Raw genomic sequence first — 23,996 nt, 5'->3', positions numbered from 1 at the left:
ATTGAGTAGGGAAAAGATTATGTCGTCCTTAAGATCTGAGTTGTATTTTTATATTTTTATTTTGGTATATCTTGTATCGGCATGTCAAACAAATAAATTTGAAGTTGCTAAAAATATAGGTAGCACTCGAGAAAATATTGATAAAAATAGTTCATCTTATGTAAATATGCGTATTACTCGTATTTTGCATGACTTTGAGGCAAGTCGCATAACTGAAGCGGAATCTGATGAAGCTTTTCTTTTAGGTAAAATTTTTGAAGAAAAAAAAGAATTTGAAATAGCAAAAAAGCTTTATTTAATTAACTTTTTTTCCTCTAAAAATTTAACAGGTGGACTTAGTTTAGTAAATTGTCTAGTTAACTTAAAAGAATATGATGAGGCTCTTGATATTGCTTTAAAACTTACAGTTTTGTTTCAAAAAAATCCAGATGTTGAGCTATCTTTAGCTAATATTTACTTTCTCAAAAATGATCAAAAATCTTTAGTTAAAACCTTAGAAAGTGCGTATAAAAAATTTCCTTCTAATGAAACCATTGTTGTAAAGTATGCATTAAATATTAATAAAGGATCAAAAAAAATATTAGAAAAATTTTTATTAAAGCATCCTAAATCAACGAGTGTAATATTAAGTCTTTCTGAGCTTTATTTTAATGAGAAAAATTATAAAAAATCTTTAAATTATGCTAAGAGCGCTTATTTAATAGATTCTGATAATGTAGAAATAATATCAATTATTGCAAAAATTGAACAGCAACAAAAAAATTATAAAGAAGCAGAAAAATATTTTAAACTAGCATTTGAGAAAGAACTTGATAATAATTTAAACGCTCAAAATTATGTTAATATTTTACTGTATCAGAAAAAAATTCAAGAAGCTTTATCAATTTTATTGAAATTAGAATCGAGTTCTGATGAGCATGTTCCATTTCCTCCGGAATTTTCATTTCAAATTGCACGTATTTTACTAGTAAATAAAGATTATGAAGGTGCAAAAAAGAGATTATTAACTCTTGATTCTATGAATTATGCAGATCCTCACATTAAATATTATTTGGCTCTTTGTAGTCAAGGATTAAGAAGCTTTCAAGAGGCTCTAAAATATTTAAGCGAAGTTCCAGAAAATAGTTCATTATATCAAGAGTCAAGAAAAGGGATTATTCTTATTCAAATTAATTCTAAAAATAAAATGGATGCGCTAGATAGTATTAAAAAATTTGAAATTTCAAAAAATAATTTGGTAGAAGATAGTATTTTTAAAGCGAATATATTAGCATATTTTTCTAAATATGATGAAGCATTAGGTATTTTAAATTACGCAATTAATAAAAAACCTAATGCACGGGAGTTATATTTAAAGAAAGCAGAATATATTAAGTACACAGAGTCTAAAGATGCTGCTATTACTTTAGCAGAAAAAATTGCATCAAAATGGCCAAATTATGCAGATGGTTTAAATTTTTTAGGGTATTCATTAATTGAAAAAAATGAAAAGCTAGATTATGCAAAAAAAGTTCTACTTAAAGCAATATCTATAGATCCTCAAAATGGATTTTACTTGGATTCATTAGGATGGTTGTATTACCAAAAAAATGATATTTCTAACTCATTACGGTATTTAAATGAAGCATTAAAGTATGAACCAGAAGAACCAGTTATTATGTATCATTTGGCAATGGCTCAATTTAAAGATGAAATGTACAATGAGTCATTAAATAATTTTTATGAAGCAAATAGACTTTTAGAAAATTTGCTTCCATACCAAATTGAATCAGATCAAGAAATTGTTAAAATATCAAAATCAATTAATGTTAAAATTTTAGAAGTTAAAAAAATTATTGAAAAACAAAAATATCAAACCAACTCATAGTGGAATTTATATGAATAAAAGTTCTTTTATATTGCCTAAATTATTTGAAGTCCTTTCTTACGAAGTTAAAATCGATAAAGTAGACTGGATAATTGTAACGAAGTTTGCTGAAAACTGGAAATTATCTGTAGCAGATGCCTTACTTGATTTGTATTATGTTGATGAATCGACTCTTGCAAGATGTCTTGCTCGCTCGCATAATTTACCCTATATTCCTGCTTCGCAATTAAGATTTGATTTTTCTGAAGTAAGTTTAGAAAATTTTGATGATTTGATGAGTGTAGGAGCCGCTCCATTAGAAGAGTATCGACTAGCAATTTGTAATCCCTATGATGATCATCGTGGATATTTGGATAATAAATTTTGTGAAAGAGAAATGATTGTCACAGAACGTTCGTCTATTATTGAAGCCCTAAGAAAACAGGGATTTAATGAATGGATTGATGAAGAAGATATTATAAATAAATAATATTTTTAAAATTTATAACTTAAAATTTACGGTTTTTAAATACTCTCCAAGATTTGGAAACGTTACTTTAATATTTATTTCAACATCTGATTCTTTATTTAAAGCTAAAAATGGAATTTTTATAGTTTTGCTTGTACAATGAACTGTTCCGTTATCTGGGCTGTGAATCCAGCCGTTAACAAGTTGGAGATAGCCAGATAATTCTGTTAATAAAAAAACGTTTTCTCCTATTATTTCAGCGTTTTTTGTATCTGTAATTTGAATAATTATTTTTTTTGAACCTTGTGCATTTGTTTTGGCATCACTAATCCAAGTTGGTAAAAATCCAGTATTTGCAATAGTGAGATGTAAAAAATTAATGTGTTCAGAAGATTTATTTATAATTTCGGCATCAATTTTGATTTGTGGGGATAAGTCAACAATCAACTCTAATACCGGAAGTTGTTTTTCAATAACATCTTTAATTAATTGTTTTGGCGGATTATTGATTCCAAATGCCGAAGGAAAATCAAATATTTCCACTGCTCCTATTTGACTGTGTTCATACGATAAATATTCGCTACCAAACAAAATACTATTATTAAATTTTTGGTCGTATTCAAAAATTGATCGCCATTCTTTGGTATTCCAATTATTGTACCTCATCATAAAAGGACGTTCTGTGCGATCAATTCTTGCTGGTAAATCCCATAGTTCGCAAACGTAACTAAAAGCACCATGCGCATGGTATGAGTAGGATGTTAAACATCCTGGTAGTGGTTTTCCTGGTAAATATGTAAATTCTTTATGTCCGGAAACAGCAGGATAACCCGTAATCTCTTCGAGCTTTTTGTCTATGGTTAAATAAACGCTTCGATCACCAATAGATAAACAACTGTCATCTTGAGATTCTGGTGGTCGAATATACACGCCACCAAAAGTATGATAATTAAGCCAAAAATAAATTTGTGGAATTTTTGCAGCAAACGTAACAATAGAGTGACTTTCTGTTTCGGAAAGAGGGTATTTTCCACTCATATTTTCTATGTAACAGGGGCTCCATTCTACAGGAAAGTTACGATTGAGATCAACCTCATTCTCTGCAACAATGTTTGCAGCAGGAATATTAAATCCATCATAATTTTCTATCATGCCTTCGGGATAAATATCATAAAATGGCCCTGTATCACCAAGTTCTTTACGACGCAATAATTGAGGATATTTTTTATCGTAAGTCCAAATACCAGCATCATTTTTTTTGCGCATTAAACCAACTCTATTTGGATTTTTAAGAAATTGGACATTGTTATCGCGCACAGGTTTTTTAACTAAACAACATCGATTCCAATGAGAGCCTATTTCGCTTGAATGTCTTTTGTCGCGTGCATTGCTTCGATTGCGTTTGCCTTCTGTAAAATACTGTTCGACACCATCTGGACAAATTCTAGGAACAAATATGTAATTGACTGTAAAAAATTTTTTTACTTTTTGATGAAGCTTCTCAATTAAATTATAAATATGAGCAAGAACAACATTCGTTCCTATGAACTCTGTGGCATGCATATTTGCATCAATCCATACAGTTGGTTGAATGCAATTTTGCCCTTGTGGGTAAACTCTAATTGCTAAAATATCTCTTTGTTCTATTGTTTTTCCAATAATTATTTTTTCAAAAAATATATTTTTAGGAAATTTTTTGCAGAGATTTTCTATTTCAGATAACATTTCGTTGTAGTTTAAATACTGCTTTGAAAAAAGAAAATCATCCATAAAATCTCCGCAAGTTAACAATAATTATTCTTCAATCTCAAAATTATGATAAACATTTTGAACATCATCATGTTCTTCAAGTTTATCTATAAGTTCTAATGCTTGTCTAGCTTGTTCGTCTTTTAAATTTACAAAATTATCGGGAATAAGCTCAAGTCCCGCTTTTTCAAATGGAATTTCTGCCGTAATAAGTGCTTCGCGAAGTTGATTAAAATAAGGCACTTCACTATAAATAGTTGAAAAACCGTCGTTGGTTTCGATGTCTTCTGCTCCTGCATCGAGTGCAATTTCCATTATTTTATCTTCAGATACTTTATTAACATCAACAACAAAAACACCACGTTTTTTAAAAATCCAAGCAACGACACCCATTTCTCCCAAATTGCCACCATGCTTTTGAAAAATTCTTCTCAGTTCTGGATGAGTGCGATTTCTGTTGTCTGTTAAAACTTCAACCATAATTGCAGAGCCATTAGGTCCATAGCCTTCGTATGTGATCTCCTCAAAACTCATTCCTGTCATTTCGCCCGACCCTTTTTTAATGGCTCGTTCGATGTTGTCTTTAGGCATGCTGTTATCTTTTGCTTTGTTTACCGCAGTTCGTAAGGCTGAGTTTGTATTGATGTCGCTTCCAGATCGAGCAGCAACCATAATTTCCCGCGCGAGTTTTGTAAAAAGTCTTGCCTTTGCCGCAGCACTTGATGCCATGCGACCAGCAATTGTATTGTGACGTCCCATAAATGATTCCTTGATCTATACAAATTTTTTATCACTAAGCTTTTTGCTTTCACATACATTCATATGCGTTAAAGCTGCTTGTGATTTACCATTTTGTACTGTGAATGGAAAGAGTATGCTTTTTTTTAAATATTCTGTTACTCTATGAAACATTATTTTAGTAGATTTTGAATTAATCAAAAGCGAGGTGCAGAATGGTCATTAACGAGAGCCAAGAGCAAAATTTTAAAAAAAGCAATAGCGCAAAAGGAGCACGAGTTGCTGTTATTAGTACTCTAAGAACTCCGTTTGTAAAATCTTTTGGAGTATTTGAACAAGAAACCGCACTATCATTAAGTTTGCGCGTGGCAAGCGAGATTATTGCTCGAACAGGAGTAGAGGCAAGTGATATTGACGAATGCATTTGGGGTGTGGTGATTCCTCAAACAAAAAACGCAAACTTGGCAAGAGAAATTGTGTTGTTTTCTGGGCTGCCAACAAATATTGCAGGGTTTACTTTAAATAAAGCCTGCACGTCGTCGTTACAAACTGTAGAAATTGCGTGTGATCGAATTTTACTTGGTAAAAATGCTCTTGTTTTAGCTGGAGGAGTTGAGGTTTTATCGGATGTTCCAATTCCTTTTTCTGATGAAGCAAGACGATTTTTAACCAAAATGTCACGCGCGCGTTCTTTAAAAGAAAGACTTTCTCTCATTGCATCTGTAAGCCCAAAATGGTTTTTGCCGAAAGCCCCAGCGCTTGCAGAGCCTTTTACAGGTTTAACAATGGGTGAACATGCAGAAATTATGGCTGTAAAAAATAATATTTCTCGTGCAAGACAAGACGATCTTGCATTTAAAAGTCATAATAATGCTGCAAAAGCAGCAGAATCAAGCTATTTTAACGATGAAATTATTCCTGTTTGGTCTGGTAAAGATAAAAGTATTTTTGTTGATAAAGATAATATGGTGAGAGCAGATTCTTCATTAGAATCATTGGCAAAATTAAAACCTGTGTTTGATAGAAAAAATGGAACAATCACCGCGGGCAATGCAAGCCCATTGACTGATGGTGCAGCTGCTGTGTTGCTTGCAAGCGAGTCTTATGTTGCAGAAAAAAAACTTCCAACTTTAGGCTACGTGTTAGATTTTGTCACTGTGGCAGTTGATCCTAATGATCAGCTTTTAATAGGTCCTGCTTATGCAATTCCGCAATTGTTAAAACGAAATAATCTTAAAAAAGATGACGTTGGTGTTTATGAAATTCATGAAGCCTTTGCCGGACAGGTGTTAAGTTGTTTGGATTGCATGAATAATGAAACATTTTGCAAAGAAAAATTAGGCATGCCCGTGTTTGGTGTCATTCCTCCAGAAAAATTAAATATTCAAGGTGGTGCAATTGCAATTGGGCATCCGTTTGGTGCAACAGGAGCGCGACTTATTGGCAATGCATTACGCATAGCAAAAAGAAAAAATGCCAAATACGCAGTTGTCGCTGTTTGTGCCGCCGGTGGTATGGGTATGGCTGTTTTGCTAGAGTCAAAGTTATAAATTTTTTAATAAACGAGGACGACAAAATGGTGCTAAATTTAACTTCTAAGTCTAAAATTCTGCATTTTTCGATGCGTGATGATATTTGTATTATAGATATGAATGATGAAAGCAAAGCTGTTAATAGTTTTACTGTTCCTTTATTAGAAGATTTGGATGAAAATCTGCCAAAAATTTTTTCTTATGAAAAATTACAAGGCGTTGTTGTTACATCATCAAAGAAAAATTGTTTTGCTGCTGGAGCTGACATTTCTATTTTTGATACGTTTACAAGCCAACAAGCTGGCGAAACGGCAAGTCAAGAACTTCATCGCATTGTTGGTTACTTTGCAAATTCTAAAGTTCCAACAATTGCCGCAATTCATGGGACATGTTTGGGTGGTGGTTTAGAATTATCTTTAGCATGTCATTACAGAATTTGTACCACGCATCGTAGCACGCAACTGGGTTTGCCTGAGGTGCAATTGGGAATATTACCAGGCGGCGGCGGAACACAAAGGTTGCCGCGATTAATCGGTATTGCTCCTGCCTTAGATTTAATTTTAACCGGTAAAAAAGTTGATGGAAAAAAAGCATTAAAGCTTGGCTTAGTGGATGATCTTGTGCCAGACAATCAGCTATTAGAAAAAGCGATTGCCATGTGCAAGCAAAATAAAAATAAAAAAAGACTGTTACCTTCTTCTTTAGGCATTGTTTCTTCAATGCAAGGTCAGTTTGATATGCAAAAGATTGCATTAGAGGGCAATCCTCTAGGTCGCTTTGTGATTTCAAAACAAAGTCGTAGCATGATCATGAAAAGCACTAAGGGTAAGTATCCCGCACCTCTAAAAGCGCTAGAAAGTGTGATGTGTGGCGTTGAAATGCCGATTGAAAAAGGATTAAAGCTTGAAGCAAAACTGTTTGGTGAGCTAGTGGTGAGCGAAGAAAGTCGCTCTTTGGTGCATGTATTTAGAATTATGACTGCTGCCAAGAAAAATCCATATTCAAAACAAGTGCAAGAAACTGCAATGCGCGATTACACTGCACCGCTTGAGCTTGGTAGTGCGTCGGTGGGTGTTTTGGGTGCTGGTTTAATGGGAAGTGGAATTGCTACTGTTCTTGCTGACAAAAGTATTCGGGCGGTGATGATTGACAGAGAATCTGGCGGACTGCAACGCGGGTTAAAATCAGTCAGTAGTTACTTTGAAGATCGTTTTAAGAAAAAACGTTTAAAGTGGTTTGAGCGAGATTCAAAAATTTATCGTGTAAGCCCATCGTTAAATTATTCTGCACTAAAAACTTCGGCAATTGTGATTGAAGCAGTTTTTGAAGATTTAAAAATAAAGCATGATGTTTTAAAAAAATGTGAAGAAATTATTCCCAATTCAAATTTTATTTTTGCAACCAATACCAGTAGTTTGCCAATTGCGAGTATTGCAGCAAAGGCAAAAAAGCCAGAAAATGTTGTGGGTATGCACTTTTTTTCGCCTGTACCTAAAATGCCTCTTGTCGAAATTATTACTAGTGAAAAAACCTCGCCCGTGGCGGCGTCGGCTGTGTTTGATTTGGCATCTATAATGGGCAAACAGATTATTGTTGTGGGCGATGGTCCAGGTTTTTACACGACACGCATTCTTGCTTTTCAAATTGCAGAAGCGTTAAATATTGTTGCAGAAGGTGCAAGAATTGAAGATGTTGATAACGCACTCGAAAAATTTGGTATGCCTGTTGGTCCTATTACTTTACTCGATGAAGTGGGGATTGATGTAGGAGAGCATATTATTAAAGTGCTAAATAATGCATTTTCTGATCGACTTAAGGTTCCAAATGAAATTGATTCTATTTCTACAGAAGGACGTAAGGGGCGCAAAAATAATAAAGGTTTTTATGTTTATGAAAATGGTAAAAAAGATAAACCTGATTCTTCGATTTATAATAACTTTGCCACAGAACGTGTAAATTTTGATTTGCAAGACATTGTTGATCGTTGCGTGTATGTATTTTTAAATGAAGCCGCGCGTTGTTTTGATGAAAAAATAATTCGTTCCGAAGACGATGGTGATTTGGGTGCGATATTTGGCTTGGGTTTTCCGCCATTTCTTGGTGAACCGTTTCATTACGCCAAAGTTTTGGGTAAGAAAAATGTAAAAGAAAAGCTAAAAGAACTGAGCAAAAAATATGGCAAGCGTTTTGAGCCGGCGCATTATTGGGATGCGTAGGGAGGGGTGCTTTGGTTTATTTATCATAAAATTACAAGAATCTTTTTTTATACTAATATGTAGACGGTAAAAACTCCGCAAATAATACTATTTTTTTCTTAACGCTTTTTTTCAATATGATCTTCAAATAAACTGATCAAAACTTGCTGATTCAAAAAAGACTAACACTTCATTGCTGAAATTAATTTAGACACTCTTTAAAAATTTTTTTACTATTAACTTTGAAGAAGGGTTAGAATTATGTCAATAAGTTATAGTTTTTCAAAACTAAATAAAGTTTTACTAGAAACAGAAATAATAGTATTAAAATATTCTTAATAGTAAATTTGTAAATGCGGAGGAAAAAAATAATGCAAGATTCAATTTTTTTAGAAGAACAATTAAAGGTTATTATCCCACAAGCATGCAAAACAAAATTTCCAGGATTAACTGCTAAAGAGGTTTTTCCGATTGATTATTCTGATGGAGACGGTGTAGATATTATTGAGTGGTGTTCTTTTAAAGAAAGAAATATTTCAAAAATATTGGAAAGATATGCTGCGAAAGATACTCCTCGCGTGGATGTCAGCAAAAAAAATTTTATTGAAGTTTTTTCTGTTCGGAGCTCTTTTTCTTATAGCATTGATGAGATAAAAAAAGCACAACGTACTGGCGTTTCTTTAGATGCAAAAAAAGTAGTCCTTGCTTTAAAAGAAAACGCAAAAATTATTGAAAAATTAGCTTTTAAAGGTGATGAACAGCTTGGAACTCAAGGAATTTTAAATCATTCAACTATTCCACGGTTTGCTCCACTGCAGAATTCATTGGGTAAAACTTCTTGGAAAGAAAAAACATCTCAAGAAAAATTAAACGATTTAAACGAGATGTTTAATACTATTACTAAAACAACGAATGAAATGGAAACACCTGATTCTGTCGCTTTGGCTTCTGATCTTTATAATACATTACACGATACGCCTTATTCTGATACAGATGCGATACCGATTATTGAAATATTTAAACAATCAAAACCAGAAATTAAAAATATCTACAAGGTTCCTTATTTTAATAAAGCTGGCGAGAATGGTTCGGATGTAATTATGTTTTTTAAAAAGGATCCTCAAAAAATTGTGCTGAAAATTCCGCATGAAACAGAATTTTTACCTATTCAAGCTCATAGGCTTGAGTATGTTATTTTTACACGATTAAGAGTTGCTGGTGTCGTTGTTTTTGAACCATTATCTTGTTTGATTGGTGAGGGATTTTAATAAATTTTTTAATTTTTTAAAAAAATTTTTAGTGAAAGAAAAAATATCGTGTAGGGGTTTTGGATCACTAAAAATTAATGAAAAAGGAATAAGTCTTTCTCGTAAAGAAGATTTTTTTACAGTGGTTTATTGATGTGTGCACTAAAGTTGATCTCACTCCTTGTGGCTGACCTAGTTTATTTAGCAAAACTAATCACTTTCATAATTAAACCTTTACTATGTTTAGGAAAATGATAGAAAAATAAAATTCTTGCTAATCTAATAGAATTTGCATTAGGTTTATAATGTCCAGAATAATTGTTAATTATTGTAAATTGATTTATATGTGAATCAAAATAAACTTTTCCTGCAGAAATGACATTTTCGTAGTTATTAAGAGCTGCGTGAGAAGCGACTTTAATACCATTATAAGACATAATCTCGCCTGTTTCTTTAAAAATATTATTGCCATGCCCAAAGATTATTATGCCAAAATCATCAATTACAAATCTATAATTTAATGATCGATTAAAATTTTCTATTTGTGTTATAGATAGTTTTTCAGGAATCGCAAAATTAAATGCGCCTGATTGAGCGTCTTGTAAAATTGTCTCACGAGTTTCCCATTTTTTAGCTTTATGAAGTAAAGAAATAATTGTATTATGATTTAAATTATTTTTAAATTTAATCTCGTTTTCTGCTTTATTTAGTAAAGTTTCATAATCTAAATTTAAGATTAAATTTAAGGCTAAATATGAGCTGCAATTAATAGATATTTTTTTATTTAAGTCATGGAAAATAAAAAATTCGATTATATATAATAAGTATTTATAGTACTCTATTGTGCTACGAGATCTTGAAAAACTATATGATTTTAGTGTATTAGAAATTATTAAATGTATTTCATGAATAATTTTTTTGTTTACATCAAGATTATTATTAATTATTTTTAAATATTTATTATATATTTCTGAAATTGTTTTTGGTGTGTATTTTCTCTTGTTATTATAACAAATTATTTTATTTCCACCAAAACCCATAAAACCTACTTTAAAGTTTTCATTCTCAATACTACTTTTTAGTTTGTAAAGAAAATCTGTAGAAGTTATCATCTTAGTTTCCAATCATAAAGATTTCTAATACGAGTTTTGTTTAAAAAACGCACTGATTAAAAATTTAACTAATTTTTATAAACTAATTTAAATAGCATAAGTAAAACCCCACTAAAACCACAGGCTGTAATGTATATTAAAATTTAAATAAATCAATAAAATTGATTATTATTATTGAATAAGTTTGTAATGAATTGAAAATAATTGGAAAAATCATGTTTTTTAAATTTTGAAAATATATTTATGTATTATTTTTAATATCAATTTATTAATACATTTATAATTATAAAGAAAAATTATTTTATTATATTTTTAAATATTGTAATAATAAACTTTTAAATCTTGTCATTATTATTTAAAATTGTCTTAAATTCTTTTGTAATCATTAGTTTTTTTTGTTGTAAAGTTAAATTTTTTTCTGTTTTTTATGATGCAATTCTGGTGGTTCTGCAGTTTTGGGATTATCTGGCCACAAATGACGGGGGTATTTGCGCGAAAGTTCTTTTTTAACATCAAAATACGCCCTCTCCCAAAATCCTTTTAAGTCTTGAGTCACTTGAATCGCTTGCATGTTGGGAGCAAGTAAATGCACAACCACAGGAATGGTGCCTTTGCCAATTTTAGGGGTTTCAACTGTGCCAAAAAAATCTTGCAGCCGAGAGGCTATCCACGGGGTTTTGTTGGTTTCGTAATGTACTTTTACTTTTCGGCCTTTGCCAATTTTAATATAGCTTGGAAAAAGTTCTGAAAGTATTTTTTTATCGTCTTCATTTAAAAAATCGTCTAAATACTGTTGCAAGTCTTTTTCTAAAATTTCGGCAAAACTTTTTTTATTTTCACAAATAAACTCAATTAATGTTTTAAAATCGTCATCAGTAAATTGTTTAATTGTAAGATTATACCCTAATTGCTCTGCTAAATGAATACGATTTTTTAAAAACTGCAAATCATCATCGTTGTCAAAAGGTTTGGGCCACTGCGTGGTGAGTTGCTTTTTCAGAAGATCCTCAAAATGACTATTGTATTTTTTAATTGGCTGTTCTTCTAACACGAGTTTGCCATAAAGGGTTTTATTATAACCGCGTACTCTTTGGTTTGCAGAATCCCAAGAATACTCTTCGGTTTGTGATAAAAATTCATCGGGTGCTGCAATCAATATTTCTGGTTCGATTCCATGACATATTCTTATTTGACTCGCTTCCGCTTGAGACAGCGCAAGTGACGACTCTTCTGCATCAATGGCAAGTAAAAATTCGGTGTTGTGTGTTACGCTCGATGAGCTTAGCAATGCGCCGCCACCTAAGCAAAGATTTAATTCTTTTTTATTTAAAGTATTTTTGCTACTTTGTTTGCGAAATTGCGCAACGCGATCGCAATATCCAGAAAGTAAAATAAGGCTTAATGACTCATGATCAATTTTTTGATAACATAAATGAAACGAAACTTTAAACATAGAACAAAGATAATTTATTATTGCTTCTACTCTTTTAACTGCAGAAAAATCAATTTTATTTTTAATATTTTCTGAAAGCTTTTCTTTATTATAAATTTTATTTAATAAATTAAGCTGAAATTCAATATCAGAGTGTCCAATATCTGGAGCCTCAGCGCCTTTTTTAAGAATCATCCGTTCATTAATTAAAGAAACTACTGCAATTGTTTGTGGTAGTAAATTTTTTTGTTTACCTGTTACAAGTAAACAACCTAATCGTGTGTGCAAAGGATATTGTGCAATTTTTTTTCCTATTTCTGTGATGTTTTCTTCGTCATCAAGTGCTTTGAGTCTTTTTAATAATAAAACGCTGGATTGAATATTATTTGGCGGAGGAGGGTCAAACCATGGAAAAAAATTATCTTTTTCATAAGATGAAAAATTGTAATGTTCTTTAAATTTAAGTTCTAATATTTTTAATTCAAGAATTTGTTGTGCAATGTCTGTGCGCTGAATTTCGGGTTTATGAAACTGCGGCCGCATGGTGTAATCGTATTCGGAAAACAGTCGAATCGCGATACCTGCTTGGGTTCTGCCTGCGCGCCCAGCACGTTGAATGCACGAAGCTTGACTGATTTTTTGCACATCGAGTGTTGGGAGTCCGCTCCAATTTGCATGCCCAGCAATTCTTGCTAAACCAGAGTCAATAACACCTGTTATCCCATCAATGGTAACGGAAGTTTCGGCAACGTTGGTTGCTAAAATAATTTTCTTTTTATTTAATTTAGAAAAAATTTTTTCTTGTTCAGAAATTGGGGTATCGGCGTTTAAAGTAAAAATTTCAATCTGAGAGTTTGATACGTGCTCTTTTAAAGTTTCTGCGCAGCGTTTGATTTCAAACAAACCTGGTAAAAAAACAAGAATATCTCCAGGGCATTCTTGGTGATTGAGTAACTTATTCACTGCATTTAAAACTTGAAAAGGCAGGGGTTTATTGCATTCTTCTGCCGTAGAAAAATTTATTGTAACAGGATAGTTTTTGCCTTCGGAAACAATTGTACTGGCTTCGGGGAGATATTTTTTTAATTCGGTAACGTCAAGAGTAGCAGACATGATAATTAGTTTTAAATCTGGTCGTAACGTTTTTTGCAATAACTTAACAAGCATTAAGGCAATGTCTGTGTGCAAATGTCTTTCATGAAATTCATCAATAACAACGCATGAAATATTTTTTAAATAAAGGTCTGCAAACACCAGGCGGGTAAATAACCCTTCGGTAATATATTTAATTTTAGTGTGTTCGTTTTCTAATTTTGTAAAACGAATTTGATACCCTACGGTATTGCCACATGGCTCACCAAGTTCTTCACTCACGCGCATTGCAGAAAGCCTTGCAGCAATGCGGCGTGGCTCTAACACAATAATTTGTTGTTTGAAAATATTGAGCAGTGCTTGTGGCACACGGGTTGTTTTACCAGCTCCTGGTGCAGCCTGAATAATAAGAGAATTTGAATTTTGAATTAAATTTACAATTTTATCTAAAAGAGAATCAATGGGAAGCTGATTTTTAGTGGTAATCATTACAAAAATCCTAGGAGAGTTTTTAATTGTATGCTTTCTTCTCACGCACACTGGAGTAAGTGGTTTGAATTAAAAATATTTTTTAGCTATACCCCTCCCTCAAAAAAGCTTAAAGCCCCGGTTGAACCGAGGCTATTACGCCGACTGGGCTACCCCAATCCACTTATAATTATAATATCGGGGTAAATAGATGTGGAAGTCAAGATTTATTGAATTTAAAGATTTTCCACTTCTTCTGGGGTGAGTTTAGTCATATTAATAATATCTGTCATTGAGAAGTCTCTGGCCTTTAACATTTTTGCAAACTCAAGTGCTTTTTTATGCTCACCTCTAGCTTCACCTCTAGCTTCGCCCCTAGCTTCACCTCTAGCTTCGCCCCTAGCTTCTCCCCTAGCTTCAGCTTCATCAATTCGAGAAGCGGTGTCTAGCAAATATTTTAAGCGTTGGGTGTATGCGGCTCTTTCTTCGGGATGATGACTCAAAAAGTACAAAGTTTCTTTTGCTTGTTCAAATAATCTATCTTGCATAGCGAGTTCCTCGAACACTTTTTTGTTTTTAGCTTGAAAGAAAAGTAACCATTTTTCAAGCCTTGTCATACTGCCATTATACATGCCTTTAGGCATTTTGGGTATAATTAAATAATGGATTTCGAGGTCTGGGGCAACAATTTCGTGGTTATCGACATCTAAAACAGACAACATTCTATGATAGCTGTTGTTTTCGGGGAAGAGGTTAAAGTTTATAATATTAATACACACGCAGCGATTTAAGCCTTTGTAATGATTTCCATTTTCTAATTGGTTGGAATACAAACTGCTCCAATAATACAAACTTCTTTTGACATAATGTTTTTCTGGTGCAACCTGCATTTCAATATTGATTTTGCTGCCGTCATCGAGTTCAGCAAGAACATCCAAAAAGCATTCTTTACCGTTGGCCATATTTTTTGGCAGAGAAGAATTTACAAAGGTAACAGATTTTACCAATTTTTCGTTTTTGTTGGCAAATACACTATTAACAAGGTCAATAAAAAGTTCTTGTTTTTCGCCAAAAATCTTTTTGAAGATGGAATCCACTTTGGGGTCAAAAATATCGACAGATTCGGTTTGGAACATAAAAATCCTTTAACAATAAATACGTTATTTTTAATTTCACTGCGTAATTACAGTTTGCAAACTGCAAATACAACTTGCTGCGAGCTTCATGTGCAATTCACACTTGAAGCTCGCCACCTTCTAATTGCAATGTTTTTTCCGGTCAATTGTATGAGAATAAAAAAATGAGTTAGAAATGAATAATATATTAAAATTTTAAGGATTTTTAGTTTTTGAACAAAACAAGGCCGCATTCTTGTGAGTGGTTTACAACACATTCTAGCTTGACTTTAGAGTGTTTAAAAAAGATCAGTATTTTTCGTTTAAAACCATAGCCCCCAAACTCACCGCATCCTAAAAAACAAACTTTCTGCATTATTGGCTGTTAATTTAGAAAATTGTACAGCATCCATGTTTCTTAGGTTAGCGATAAATTCACAGGTATGTGCAATATTGGCTGGTTCGTTTATTTTGCCACGCAATGGCACAGGGGCTAAATAAGGACTATCAGTTTCTATTAAAATTCGATCATTTGGCACTATTTTTGCAACATTTTGTAGTTCTACGGCGTTTTTAAACGTCACAATTCCAGAAAAAGAAAGATACAAATTGCAGTCTAAAAATTTTTTTGCTTCACTTAACGTACCTGTAAAGCAATGAATCACTCCCGTTAATCCTTTTGCTGTGTAGTGCTTGAGTCGACTATACACGTCTTCAAATGTTTCTCGAACATGAACCACAACGGGTAGTTTGAGATCAAGAGCAATTTCAAGAAAATACTCAAAGCATTCAATTTGTTTGTCCATAGGTGACAATTTATAATGGCCATCAAGCCCAATTTCTCCAATGCCAACAACTCTATTGTTTTGTTTGGCGATGTTGCGCACTTTTTCTGCTTCGGCAATTGAAAATGTGGCAGCATCGTGCGGTTGAATTCCTAAAGTTGTAAAAATGATGTTAGAAAAATGCAGTTGTTCTTGCGCAAGTTGAATGGTATTAGGGTCGTAGGCAATATTTATAATTTTTTTCACCCCCGCTTGTTCTGCGCGCTGAATAATTTCTGGAAGAGAGCTTTTGAGTTTATCAGAGACAAGGTGACAATGGGTATCAATCAAATGCATTAAAATTAAATTCCTTTAGCCAAAAGCAGAAATACCAGTAAGCTTTTCGCCTACAATTAACAAATGAATATCATTTGTTCCTTCGTAAGTATAGACAGATTCTAGATTGCACATATGTCGCATGCAACGGTATTCGCCGCTAATGCCGTTGGCGCCAAGAATGTCTCGAGTGGTTCTGGCGCAATCGAGAGCCATTTGCACGTTACTTTGTTTGCCCATACTAACTTGTGCGGGATGTACTTTTTTACTATGTTTGAGTTTTGCGAGTTGCATTGCAAGAAGATTCCCTTTTGCAATTTCGCTGCTCATTAATGCGAGTTTTCTTTGAATAAGCTGATGCCCGGAAAGCGGTTTATGAAATACAATTCTTTGACTTGTATAAGACAAAGCTTCATCCAAACAATCTTCGGCGGCTCCGAGTACGCCAAAAATAATGCCAAATCGTGCTTGATTTAAGCACATTAATGCACTTTTTATGCCTTCAGATTTTTGTAAAACATGGCTATTTGGTACCACGCAATTATCAAAAAACAATGAGCCTGTAACAGAGGCGCGCAAACTCAGTTTGTGATGAATTTTGGGAGCGCTAAAGCCCTTGCTGTCTTTTTCTACCAAAAAACCGCGAACACCCTGTTCGGTTTGTGCCCACACCACAGCAACATGTGCAATGGGAGCATTGGTGATCCATGTTTTTGAACCATTGAGTATCCAATGGTCGCCATGTTGTTTTGCAAAGGTTTTCATGCCAGAAGGGTTTGAGCCAAAATCGGGCTCTGTTAAACCAAAGCAACCAATCCATTCTCCTTGAGCCATGCGAGGAAGAAAATATTTTTTTTGTTCTTCGGAACCAAAAGTATGAATTGCATACATGGCAAGACTACTTTGTACGCTTGCAAAGCTTCTTAGGCCACTATCTCCCCGTTCGAGTTCTTTCATAATAATGCCATAGGACACTTCATCAAGCCCAGCGCAGCCATATCCTGTTAAGTTACTTCCTAAAAGTCCAAGAGCGCCCATTTCTTTAACGAGCTCATAAGGAAAAACTCCTTGTTCATAGTAATCATGGATGTGAGGTTTGAGTTTTTCACTAATAAATTTTTTAACGGTGTCTTGAATGAGTTTTTGAGAGTCGTCAATTTCAGAAAATGCATTGAGAAAATCATAGGCATTGAGTTGCATATTCACGATCCTTTTCTTTTATTTTTTTAAATTTTTGTATGCACTTTCTACTTCTTCTTGATTGAAAATTTTTGTAGACGTTTTGCCAAGTTTTTTTGATAACGAGAGTAAATAAGAAACTCCAGAGTCTATGCCATCGGGAAAAATGGCGTCTTCTTCGATGCAATACGCTAAAATTGCCCAAAGCGTATTGATTTCATTTTTAGGATAAGTTTTTTTTACTTTGACTTCTTCTCGAAGTCTAGAACCATTTTGTCTTAAAAAGTTATCAACATATTTAGAAGTTTTTACAAGAATTGAACGTGAAATACGTAAAATACGACAAGCTAAATTAGAATATAAAAGTTGTAGACTTTCTGATAAATCGTCATCTGATAAATTTGTGGCATCGACATCAAAACGATGCTCAGAACAAACTTGGATCAAATCAAAAATTTGTCCAATAACTCGAACCCAGTTTAACATTAATGATTGCGCAACAAATTTTGCACCAACATCTTTAACATGCGGTTTGCCGACAACAGTTTTTACATATGTTGATGAACAATGTAACAAATGGTGTGGACATAAAACAGCCCAGGTTTGCAAACTAGGATTAATAGCTTGGTTTGAGAAATAAAGATTAAATTCTGCTTCAAAATCGGAGGTAGAACGTAGCCCTCGAATCAAATGGCTAATATTATTTTCTTTAGCATAGTCGGCAACCAAGCCTTCTTGTGATGTCACAATCACTTTTTCGCCAACTCGAAATGGAGGATCGAGCGACCACCAATCAATAAAGGGATCGATTGAATGCGCAATAACCCTCGCCCTGACTTCGGGTTTAAGAAGGCTTTGTTTTGCTGGGTTGATAGCAGAAACAACATGCACTTTATCAAACACTTCTAAAGCGGAATCTAAAACAAACTGATGACCAAATGTCCATGGGTCAAAAGAACCTGCGTAAACGGAAGATTGCATATTTTTTCCTTAACCTTTTGCCAAGGAATTTGTCATGATTTTACTTGGCCTGCCAAAGATGTGGCAACAGTTTGCCACAAACGAAATTTACCTTAGTTCCAATAAATTGAGCAAGGATCTAAAATAAAATATTATAAGATATAGGTATTTGTCCAAATTTACAAATTATGCGAGGTTGAGGTTAATGAAAAAAATTCTTTTTTTTGAAAATAGTGTCTTGTTACATAAGGTTGTAAAATTAGTTTTTTCTAATGCGAGTATTTATAATTTTACTATAGTAGAAAATTTAACAGATTTTGAAAAACTATTAAGATCTAAAGAATTTGATATGATAATTTCTCATATTGATTTGTTTATATTAACTAAGTTTAAAAACAAAAATGAAATTAAAAATATTTTATTAATGCACGAAAAATCTGATTCTTTAGACGAATTTAAAGGCATGAAAAATGTTAATTTTATTGAAAAACCATTTTTAAGTAAAGATTTTAAAAAAATGGTTGATTCAATTTTAGGCATTGAAAACAGTCATGAAGAAAATATTATCATGAGTTTTGAATCAGAAAAAGTAGTGCAAGAACTCACTAAAGTAACGGTTGAAAAATGGTTAAAGGAACAGGCGCCGTATTATGCAAAAGAAGTTATTAGAGAAGAAATTTTAAAATTGATAAGTTAAGATACTTTTATGTTTTTAGATTTTTTGGGCATTTTATTTTCTTTTTCTTTTAAAGAAGAAGGTATTTTTTCTATAGAAAATGCTAACCACAATTTTAAACTAACTTGCGAATACGTAACATGATAATCTATGCCTTGGGTGTTTTCAAATTCTTTTTCGAGATTAATTAATAATGGATGACTTGGAAATAAAACTTCTATAAAAATCACATCATCCCATATAATCGAAAGACTTGGATAGATTTTTGCTTCGGAAGCAATCAGCAGGGCTTCATCTAAAAAGTTAAAGATAGCTGTATTTGTATGGGTTTCGTTTTGTAGCCATGTATACAAATGAATGCTTTCTCTAGAAACTCGAGTTACATGAATAGGATGAACTTTTTCAAATTTTGAGCGATATTTCATAAATATTTTTCGGAGTATGGGTGACATTATTTTTTCTGTAGTAACTTGTGATTTTGAAAATTCAAACCACGGAAAACCTTTAAAGGTTGAAAATAGTTTTTCTTTATGAATCATGCGCATTGAAAAAAGATTAATTTCCCAAATTGTGTGGGGTTCGTCAAAATGAAGTTTAAATGTGGTTAAATTATCTCCTTTCCAATCTGTTTTAGAAGGGTCAAATTGAGATTTGTCTTTCTTTTTTTTGGAAAAAACTCCGGGTCTTACCCAATAATCTTTTAAATTGATCGCTAAAATATACAATAGGCCAATGAGAGCGGCAAAGCCCAATAATATATCTCTTAAAAATGCTTCTTGCTCAAAAGACCCCATTTGAAACGCCCCCATCTTATAGTTTTTCGGATAGATAGGGTCTTATTTTTAATAGTATTTTTTTATTTATTGGGTGACTTCATGAATAAAATTAGAGATTTCTTTTCTTAAGTTTTGAATTTTATTAAGAGTTTCTTGGTAGGCTCGATGAACCTCTGCTCTTTTTGTACACACAGAGACATAGATCTTGAGTTTTGGCTCGGTTCCACTAGGTCGCATAGAGATTTTGCTGCCGTCTTCGAGAAGAAATTGCAACACATTAGATTTTGGGACATGAAACGCGTTTTGTGTGTTTATGTCATTAAAATCATACACTTTTTTTAAGGAAACACCATTCCAAGTCGAAATGGGTTTTGCACGCATTGTTTTCATGATGCTCTCAATTTGTTGCGCGCCCTTTTCTCCATACAGTTCGAGGTTAATCAAATCTTCTTGCCAAGCGCCATATTTTTCAAAAATTTTAAACAGTTGCTCACACAATGAAAGCCCCTGTTTTTTATAATAAGAAATCATTTCAATAACCTGGCATAATGCGGCAATTGCATCTTTGTCGCGAACGCTGTTATTGGGCATGTATCCAAAACTTTCTTCTGTGCCAAAAAGATACTGATAGCCATTATTCTCTTTTTCCCAACTTCGCACTAGACCCGCAATCCATTTAAATCCTGTTAACGTGTTAAAAACTTCGACATTGTAGTTTTTACAAATTTGTTCATGAAGTTCTGAGGTTACTATTGTTTTCACAATTTTGTGCTGAGGGGTTAACGTTTTATTGCTGTGCATAGATTTTAAGAGATACTCTATTATTAATGCACCAGTTTGATTGCCATTTAACAGGACATAGTCACCAACAGCTTGATGTTTCATCAGCGAATGCGCAAGTACAGGCTCTTTGCACACTAAGGCAAGTCTGTCAGAATCGGGGTCGGTTGCCAAAACGCATTCGGCATTCATTTTTTGAGCATATTGAATTGCTAAAAGAAGAGCTTCTTTTTCTTCTGGATTTGGCTTAGAAACAGTTGGAAAATTACCATTTGGTTCGGCTTGTTCGGGCACGACAAAAACATTTTTGTAGCCTAAAGAATTTAACGCAATAAGAGTTGGAATTTTTCCTGTGCCATGTAGAGGAGTGTAGACAATTTGTATTGTTTTGTCGAGTTCAGATTCATTTCTGTTACTTAGATTTTTGATTTCTTGAAAGTAACTATCAATTGTTTCTTGCGGTATAAATCGAATGAGTTGTTTTTGGATCGCATCGTCGTAGTTTAAAAATTTTGCAGCTGAAAAACTAGAAATTGCATAAACTTCTTTTAAAATTTCTGTATCGTGTGGAGAAATAACTTGTGCCCCATCATCCCAATAAATTTTTATCCCATTGTATTCTGGTGGATTGTGACTTGCTGTAAAACAAAACCCACTGATACATCCTAACTTTCTTATTGTATAAGAGAGTAAGGGAGTTGGTTGTAGGGTATTAAAAATAAAACAAGGAATGTTATTGGCGGCCAACACACAGGCAGCTTCTAAACCAAAAAAATGAGAGTTATTTCTTGAGTCGTACGCTATGGCAACTCCTTTATTTTTTTCTTTATCTCCTAATTTTAAAATATAATTTGCAACACCTTGAACAGCGCGACGCAAAACATAACGGTTCATGCGATTTGTGCCCATTCCCATGATGCCCCGTAAGCCACCAGTGCCAAATTCTATGTCCCGATAAAAACGATCTCGAAGTTCTTCGATGTTTTTGTTTTTAATTAAGTTTAAAATTTCTTCTTTATCTTCTCTAAGAATACAAGAATCATTTAACCAGTTGTTAATTTGTGGCAAACAATCTTTTAAAGAAAAAAAAACGGAGTCATTCAACTCGGGGAGTGATATTGAGTTCATAAAAAAATTAAGCCCTTATGGTTTGGCAAGTTCTCGTTTAACTTGCTTTAAATTGTTTTTTACTGAATTCATGTCTGAGTAATCGGGATAGTTTCTAATAATACCTTCTAAAATTTGTTCGCATTGCAATAGAGTTTCTTTTTTTGTAGGGCCTGTTTGCATTGCAGCGCGTTCAAATAATGCTCTCACTTTAAAACGTAAATTTCGCACAAGAGTATTTACAGCATCAGCACGAATGCGTTTTAAATTTGCATTAACTTTGTCATTTGGAACAGAGTCAATAAGTGCAATGGCTTGCTCTGGTGCATCGTCATTAATAAGTTGAGTTGCAGTTGCCGCAATTTGGTCTGAACTTAAGTTGCTATAATCAGGTTGAGGGGCTAAAGAATTAGGGTTGATTTCTGTTGGATTGAGTTGTTGAATTTGGGCATTAAGAGCAATAATGTCTTGTTGCTGCGCTGTAATCAATTCTCGAGCGGATTTTTTTTCGTTTAGAGCATTTAATTTGTCGCCTAAAGCGAGATAAAAATCTGACAATGTATTGTGTAGCCACGCTTTATTAATAACGGGAAGACGAAGGTTTGTAGTGGTTAACACTGAAATTGCTTTTAATAGTCTTTCGGGATTGTCAATTCCTGCCTTTGCGTCACAAGTAAAAATTCCCACTTGCGCAAGCGAGGGGAGTTCTGTGTAATTTATTTTTATTGCTAACTCTTCTAAGCTTTTTGCTTTACTCAATACTTCGGTACAGTTTTGTGCAATAAAACTATCTTCAATCCCTTTGACTGTTGCATAAAAGTTTTTAAAATCTTTTTCTTTGTAAGTTTCTTCAATATTTATTGGTTTTGGTGGTTGGTTAGAAATAACAGAAGGAGTTTGTGCAATATTTTTGCTATTAACAATACTTATATTTTCAAGATTTGGTTTAGTAGAAGCACAGCTTATAAAAAATAGCGTAAATCCAAAACTTAAACTTAGATTTAAAATTTTCGATGATGTGTTTTTTTTCAACAGACAATTCCTTTTAATGTAAAATTTAAAATGCAAATTCTTTTTGAAATTTGCGTTACATATGCGGTTTAATGTTACCAGTTAAAGGAGATGCCAATCAAGTGCCTGCGTTCAACAATCTCTGTGCTATTACCTGTTAATTGTGGGACTGTGTCAACAGCTAAATATGAAGAATAATCTAATTTGCAATTCAAGACTCTTAAAGTGGTTCCAAAAGTCATCCCTCTTTCCATATAACCAATACGAAAGGCAGCGCTATTTTGTTGTAAACTACTGCCAAAAAAAATTTCACTGCCTGCGTGAAGCATTCTATCAAAATCGATATTGGGGATGCCGTATGTTTTTCCTCCCATTTCAATTGGAATGGGATACACATCAACAGACATTCTAAAGTTTACTTTTGCTTTGCTTATCCGTCCTCGTGGGGTTACCGCAATACCAACTCTGAGTTCGGTGGGATCAACTTTTGAAGTGTTTGGAGCGAGATCGGTTGCGCCTTTTCGCATGGAACCACAAACGGTGGTTTTGCTTTGATCTGTAGGATTTGTATAAGAATTGGTACATCCTGTAGGGATATTTCTGATGCTGACAGCAAGCGAAGGAAACCAAAAATCCGCAACAGACAGGATAAAACCTGTATCAATGCCAACTGCAGAGGTGCTATAGCCTCCATTATTAATTTCATCAGTATAATTTTTGAATTTGTTATTTAACATTTTATCAAAAGTATTGGATTGATGATCAACTCTTAAGTTTGGTCGAATGCTGATTCCAAATCGAAACAGGCCGTCAAGTGTATTTCCTGCAATGGCCAAGGCTGCAGTTAAAGTTGAGGATGATGAAACGGATGCCTGCGAGGGTTTTGATGGATCGATAAAAGCAATTTTGTTTTCGCTACGAAAAGGGATCCCAAAAAGATAATTTAAGCTTTTTTTGCCTCCATAAGAGAAGCTATTATAACTTTGCATTAAGAAATAAGATTGTTTGCCAGGATTATCTTTCGCAGAATTGATAAAGTTTGTATACCAATTATTAGGGTTTGCTCCCATGGTTGAAAACATTTGTGTATTTGCGCCCACTTCAAAGTTTGGGATTAACAAATTTTGAATTTGTGAATTCTTTTTTGAATTTACTATTGAACTGACTCCTGCAGGGTTACTGAATACACTGGTTTCGTCATTTGATGATGCTGTAAATGAGCCTCCCATACCGTTGACCCGTGGGGCAGACCAATCTGTAGGGATAACTTGAGCTAAACATTTAAAGCTGCTATTTATAATTATTAATATAATAAAAAAGCTAATATGTAAGAAATTAAAATAAACTTTTTTTTGCATAAAATCTCTGCATTTAATATTTTATATATATAATTTCGTCATTTATTTTATTTA

The 23,996-nt window shown here is 33.3% G+C and carries 18 protein-coding genes; 6 read left to right on the top strand and 12 right to left on the bottom strand.

Annotated elements, in window-relative coordinates; genetic code table 11:
• Positions 1 to 19: 19 nt before the first annotated feature.
• The gene (locus Spiro2_RS09515) at positions 20 to 1,867 is read left to right on the top strand and encodes a tetratricopeptide repeat protein (RefSeq protein WP_338635544.1); all 1,848 of its coding nucleotides are present in this window, start codon (positions 20 to 22) and stop codon (positions 1,865 to 1,867) included.
• Positions 1,868 to 1,877: 10 nt separating this feature from the next.
• Positions 1,878 to 2,336 (top strand): hypothetical protein, encoded by a 459-nt coding sequence (locus Spiro2_RS09510; protein WP_338635543.1) that lies wholly within the window; start codon positions 1,878 to 1,880, stop codon positions 2,334 to 2,336.
• A 12-nt stretch (positions 2,337 to 2,348) separates the two neighbouring features.
• Here Spiro2_RS09510 and Spiro2_RS09505 read toward each other — a convergent pair whose 3' ends face one another.
• Positions 2,349 to 4,085, bottom strand: coding sequence for a M14 family metallopeptidase (locus Spiro2_RS09505; RefSeq protein ID WP_338635542.1), 1,737 nt, complete (start codon positions 4,083 to 4,085; stop codon positions 2,349 to 2,351).
• 24 nt (positions 4,086 to 4,109) lie between these two features.
• On the bottom strand, positions 4,110 to 4,823 hold the full coding sequence (locus Spiro2_RS09500; RefSeq protein ID WP_338635541.1) for a YebC/PmpR family DNA-binding transcriptional regulator: 714 nt from the start codon (positions 4,821 to 4,823) through the stop codon (positions 4,110 to 4,112).
• Between the two features lie 194 nt (positions 4,824 to 5,017).
• Between Spiro2_RS09500 and Spiro2_RS09495 the strand changes: the two genes are divergently transcribed.
• The 3 genes from Spiro2_RS09495 (at position 5,018) to Spiro2_RS09485 (ending at position 9,797) form a co-directional block, all read left to right on the top strand.
• The gene (locus tag Spiro2_RS09495) at positions 5,018 to 6,352 is read left to right on the top strand and encodes a thiolase family protein (RefSeq protein ID WP_338635540.1); all 1,335 of its coding nucleotides are present in this window, start codon (positions 5,018 to 5,020) and stop codon (positions 6,350 to 6,352) included.
• Positions 6,353 to 6,378: 26 nt separating this feature from the next.
• Complete coding sequence (locus tag Spiro2_RS09490) at positions 6,379 to 8,550, top strand: 3-hydroxyacyl-CoA dehydrogenase NAD-binding domain-containing protein (protein ID WP_338635539.1); 2,172 nt, start codon at positions 6,379 to 6,381, stop codon at positions 8,548 to 8,550.
• A 350-nt stretch (positions 8,551 to 8,900) separates the two neighbouring features.
• Complete coding sequence (locus Spiro2_RS09485; RefSeq protein ID WP_338635537.1) at positions 8,901 to 9,797, top strand: encapsulin; 897 nt, start codon at positions 8,901 to 8,903, stop codon at positions 9,795 to 9,797.
• 176 nt (positions 9,798 to 9,973) lie between these two features.
• On the opposite strand, the gene Spiro2_RS09480 is transcribed toward Spiro2_RS09485, so the two are convergent.
• The 6 genes from Spiro2_RS09480 to coaD all read right to left on the bottom strand — a co-directional run bounded on the left by Spiro2_RS09480 (position 9,974) and on the right by coaD (position 18,255).
• Positions 9,974 to 10,888: a hypothetical protein gene (locus Spiro2_RS09480; protein WP_338635536.1), complete on the bottom strand. Its 915-nt coding sequence runs from the start codon at positions 10,886 to 10,888 to the stop codon at positions 9,974 to 9,976.
• Between the two features lie 406 nt (positions 10,889 to 11,294).
• Positions 11,295 to 13,901, bottom strand: a complete 2,607-nt coding sequence (gene hrpB / locus Spiro2_RS09475) for an ATP-dependent helicase HrpB (protein ID WP_338635535.1) — start codon at positions 13,899 to 13,901, stop codon at positions 11,295 to 11,297.
• Between the two features lie 215 nt (positions 13,902 to 14,116).
• On the bottom strand, positions 14,117 to 15,016 hold the full coding sequence (locus Spiro2_RS09470) for an Rpn family recombination-promoting nuclease/putative transposase (protein ID WP_338635533.1): 900 nt from the start codon (positions 15,014 to 15,016) through the stop codon (positions 14,117 to 14,119).
• Between the two features lie 323 nt (positions 15,017 to 15,339).
• On the bottom strand, positions 15,340 to 16,116 hold the full coding sequence (locus tag Spiro2_RS09465; RefSeq protein ID WP_338635531.1) for a TatD family hydrolase: 777 nt from the start codon (positions 16,114 to 16,116) through the stop codon (positions 15,340 to 15,342).
• A gap of 15 nt (positions 16,117 to 16,131) precedes the next feature.
• Complete coding sequence (locus Spiro2_RS09460) at positions 16,132 to 17,301, bottom strand: acyl-CoA dehydrogenase family protein (RefSeq protein ID WP_422397996.1); 1,170 nt, start codon at positions 17,299 to 17,301, stop codon at positions 16,132 to 16,134.
• Positions 17,302 to 17,313: 12 nt separating this feature from the next.
• A complete protein-coding gene (coaD, locus tag Spiro2_RS09455) occupies positions 17,314 to 18,255 on the bottom strand; it encodes a pantetheine-phosphate adenylyltransferase (RefSeq protein WP_338635529.1) in 942 nt (313 codons plus the stop codon).
• A gap of 184 nt (positions 18,256 to 18,439) precedes the next feature.
• Between coaD and Spiro2_RS09450 the strand changes: the two genes are divergently transcribed.
• The gene (locus tag Spiro2_RS09450) at positions 18,440 to 18,931 is read left to right on the top strand and encodes a hypothetical protein (RefSeq protein ID WP_338635528.1); all 492 of its coding nucleotides are present in this window, start codon (positions 18,440 to 18,442) and stop codon (positions 18,929 to 18,931) included.
• Here the strand turns inward: Spiro2_RS09450 and Spiro2_RS09445 are convergent.
• The 4 genes from Spiro2_RS09445 to Spiro2_RS09430 all read right to left on the bottom strand — a co-directional run bounded on the left by Spiro2_RS09445 (position 18,928) and on the right by Spiro2_RS09430 (position 23,942).
• Entirely contained in the window at positions 18,928 to 19,704 is a 777-nt protein-coding gene (locus Spiro2_RS09445; protein ID WP_338635527.1) for a hypothetical protein, read from the bottom strand. The genes Spiro2_RS09450 and Spiro2_RS09445 overlap by 4 nt on opposite strands.
• A 66-nt stretch (positions 19,705 to 19,770) precedes the next feature.
• Entirely contained in the window at positions 19,771 to 21,594 is a 1,824-nt protein-coding gene (locus Spiro2_RS09440) for a phospho-sugar mutase (RefSeq protein ID WP_338635526.1), read from the bottom strand.
• Between the two features lie 15 nt (positions 21,595 to 21,609).
• Complete coding sequence (locus tag Spiro2_RS09435; RefSeq protein WP_338635525.1) at positions 21,610 to 22,605, bottom strand: hypothetical protein; 996 nt, start codon at positions 22,603 to 22,605, stop codon at positions 21,610 to 21,612.
• A 74-nt stretch (positions 22,606 to 22,679) separates the two neighbouring features.
• Entirely contained in the window at positions 22,680 to 23,942 is a 1,263-nt protein-coding gene (locus tag Spiro2_RS09430; RefSeq protein WP_338635524.1) for a hypothetical protein, read from the bottom strand.
• Positions 23,943 to 23,996 lie beyond the last annotated feature (54 nt).

The sequence above is a fragment of the Spirobacillus cienkowskii genome (assembly GCF_037081835.1).
Taxonomy (GTDB): Bacteria; Bdellovibrionota_B; Oligoflexia; order Silvanigrellales; family Silvanigrellaceae; genus Silvanigrella; species Silvanigrella cienkowskii.
This window is presented reverse-complemented; position numbering and strand designations above follow the sequence as displayed.

Coding starts and splice junctions, on each gene's coding strand:
- Spiro2_RS09490 (WP_338635539.1), top strand. CDS start 6,379: ATGGTGCTAAATTTAACTTCTAAGTCTAAAATTCTGCATTTTTCGATG.
- Spiro2_RS09465 (WP_338635531.1), bottom strand. CDS start 16,116: ATGCATTTGATTGATACCCATTGTCACCTTGTCTCTGATAAACTCAAA.
- Spiro2_RS09495 (WP_338635540.1), top strand. CDS start 5,018: ATGGTCATTAACGAGAGCCAAGAGCAAAATTTTAAAAAAAGCAATAGC.
- Spiro2_RS09440 (WP_338635526.1), bottom strand. CDS start 21,594: ATGAACTCAATATCACTCCCCGAGTTGAATGACTCCGTTTTTTTTTCT.
- Spiro2_RS09470 (WP_338635533.1), bottom strand. CDS start 15,016: ATGTTCCAAACCGAATCTGTCGATATTTTTGACCCCAAAGTGGATTCC.
- coaD (WP_338635529.1), bottom strand. CDS start 18,255: ATGCAATCTTCCGTTTACGCAGGTTCTTTTGACCCATGGACATTTGGT.
- Spiro2_RS09450 (WP_338635528.1), top strand. CDS start 18,440: ATGAAAAAAATTCTTTTTTTTGAAAATAGTGTCTTGTTACATAAGGTT.
- hrpB (WP_338635535.1), bottom strand. CDS start 13,901: ATGATTACCACTAAAAATCAGCTTCCCATTGATTCTCTTTTAGATAAA.
- Spiro2_RS09430 (WP_338635524.1), bottom strand. CDS start 23,942: ATGCAAAAAAAAGTTTATTTTAATTTCTTACATATTAGCTTTTTTATT.
- Spiro2_RS09485 (WP_338635537.1), top strand. CDS start 8,901: ATGCAAGATTCAATTTTTTTAGAAGAACAATTAAAGGTTATTATCCCA.
- Spiro2_RS09510 (WP_338635543.1), top strand. CDS start 1,878: ATGAATAAAAGTTCTTTTATATTGCCTAAATTATTTGAAGTCCTTTCT.
- Spiro2_RS09505 (WP_338635542.1), bottom strand. CDS start 4,085: ATGGATGATTTTCTTTTTTCAAAGCAGTATTTAAACTACAACGAAATG.
- Spiro2_RS09445 (WP_338635527.1), bottom strand. CDS start 19,704: ATGGGGTCTTTTGAGCAAGAAGCATTTTTAAGAGATATATTATTGGGC.
- Spiro2_RS09500 (WP_338635541.1), bottom strand. CDS start 4,823: ATGGGACGTCACAATACAATTGCTGGTCGCATGGCATCAAGTGCTGCG.
- Spiro2_RS09480 (WP_338635536.1), bottom strand. CDS start 10,888: ATGATAACTTCTACAGATTTTCTTTACAAACTAAAAAGTAGTATTGAG.
- Spiro2_RS09515 (WP_338635544.1), top strand. CDS start 20: ATGTCGTCCTTAAGATCTGAGTTGTATTTTTATATTTTTATTTTGGTA.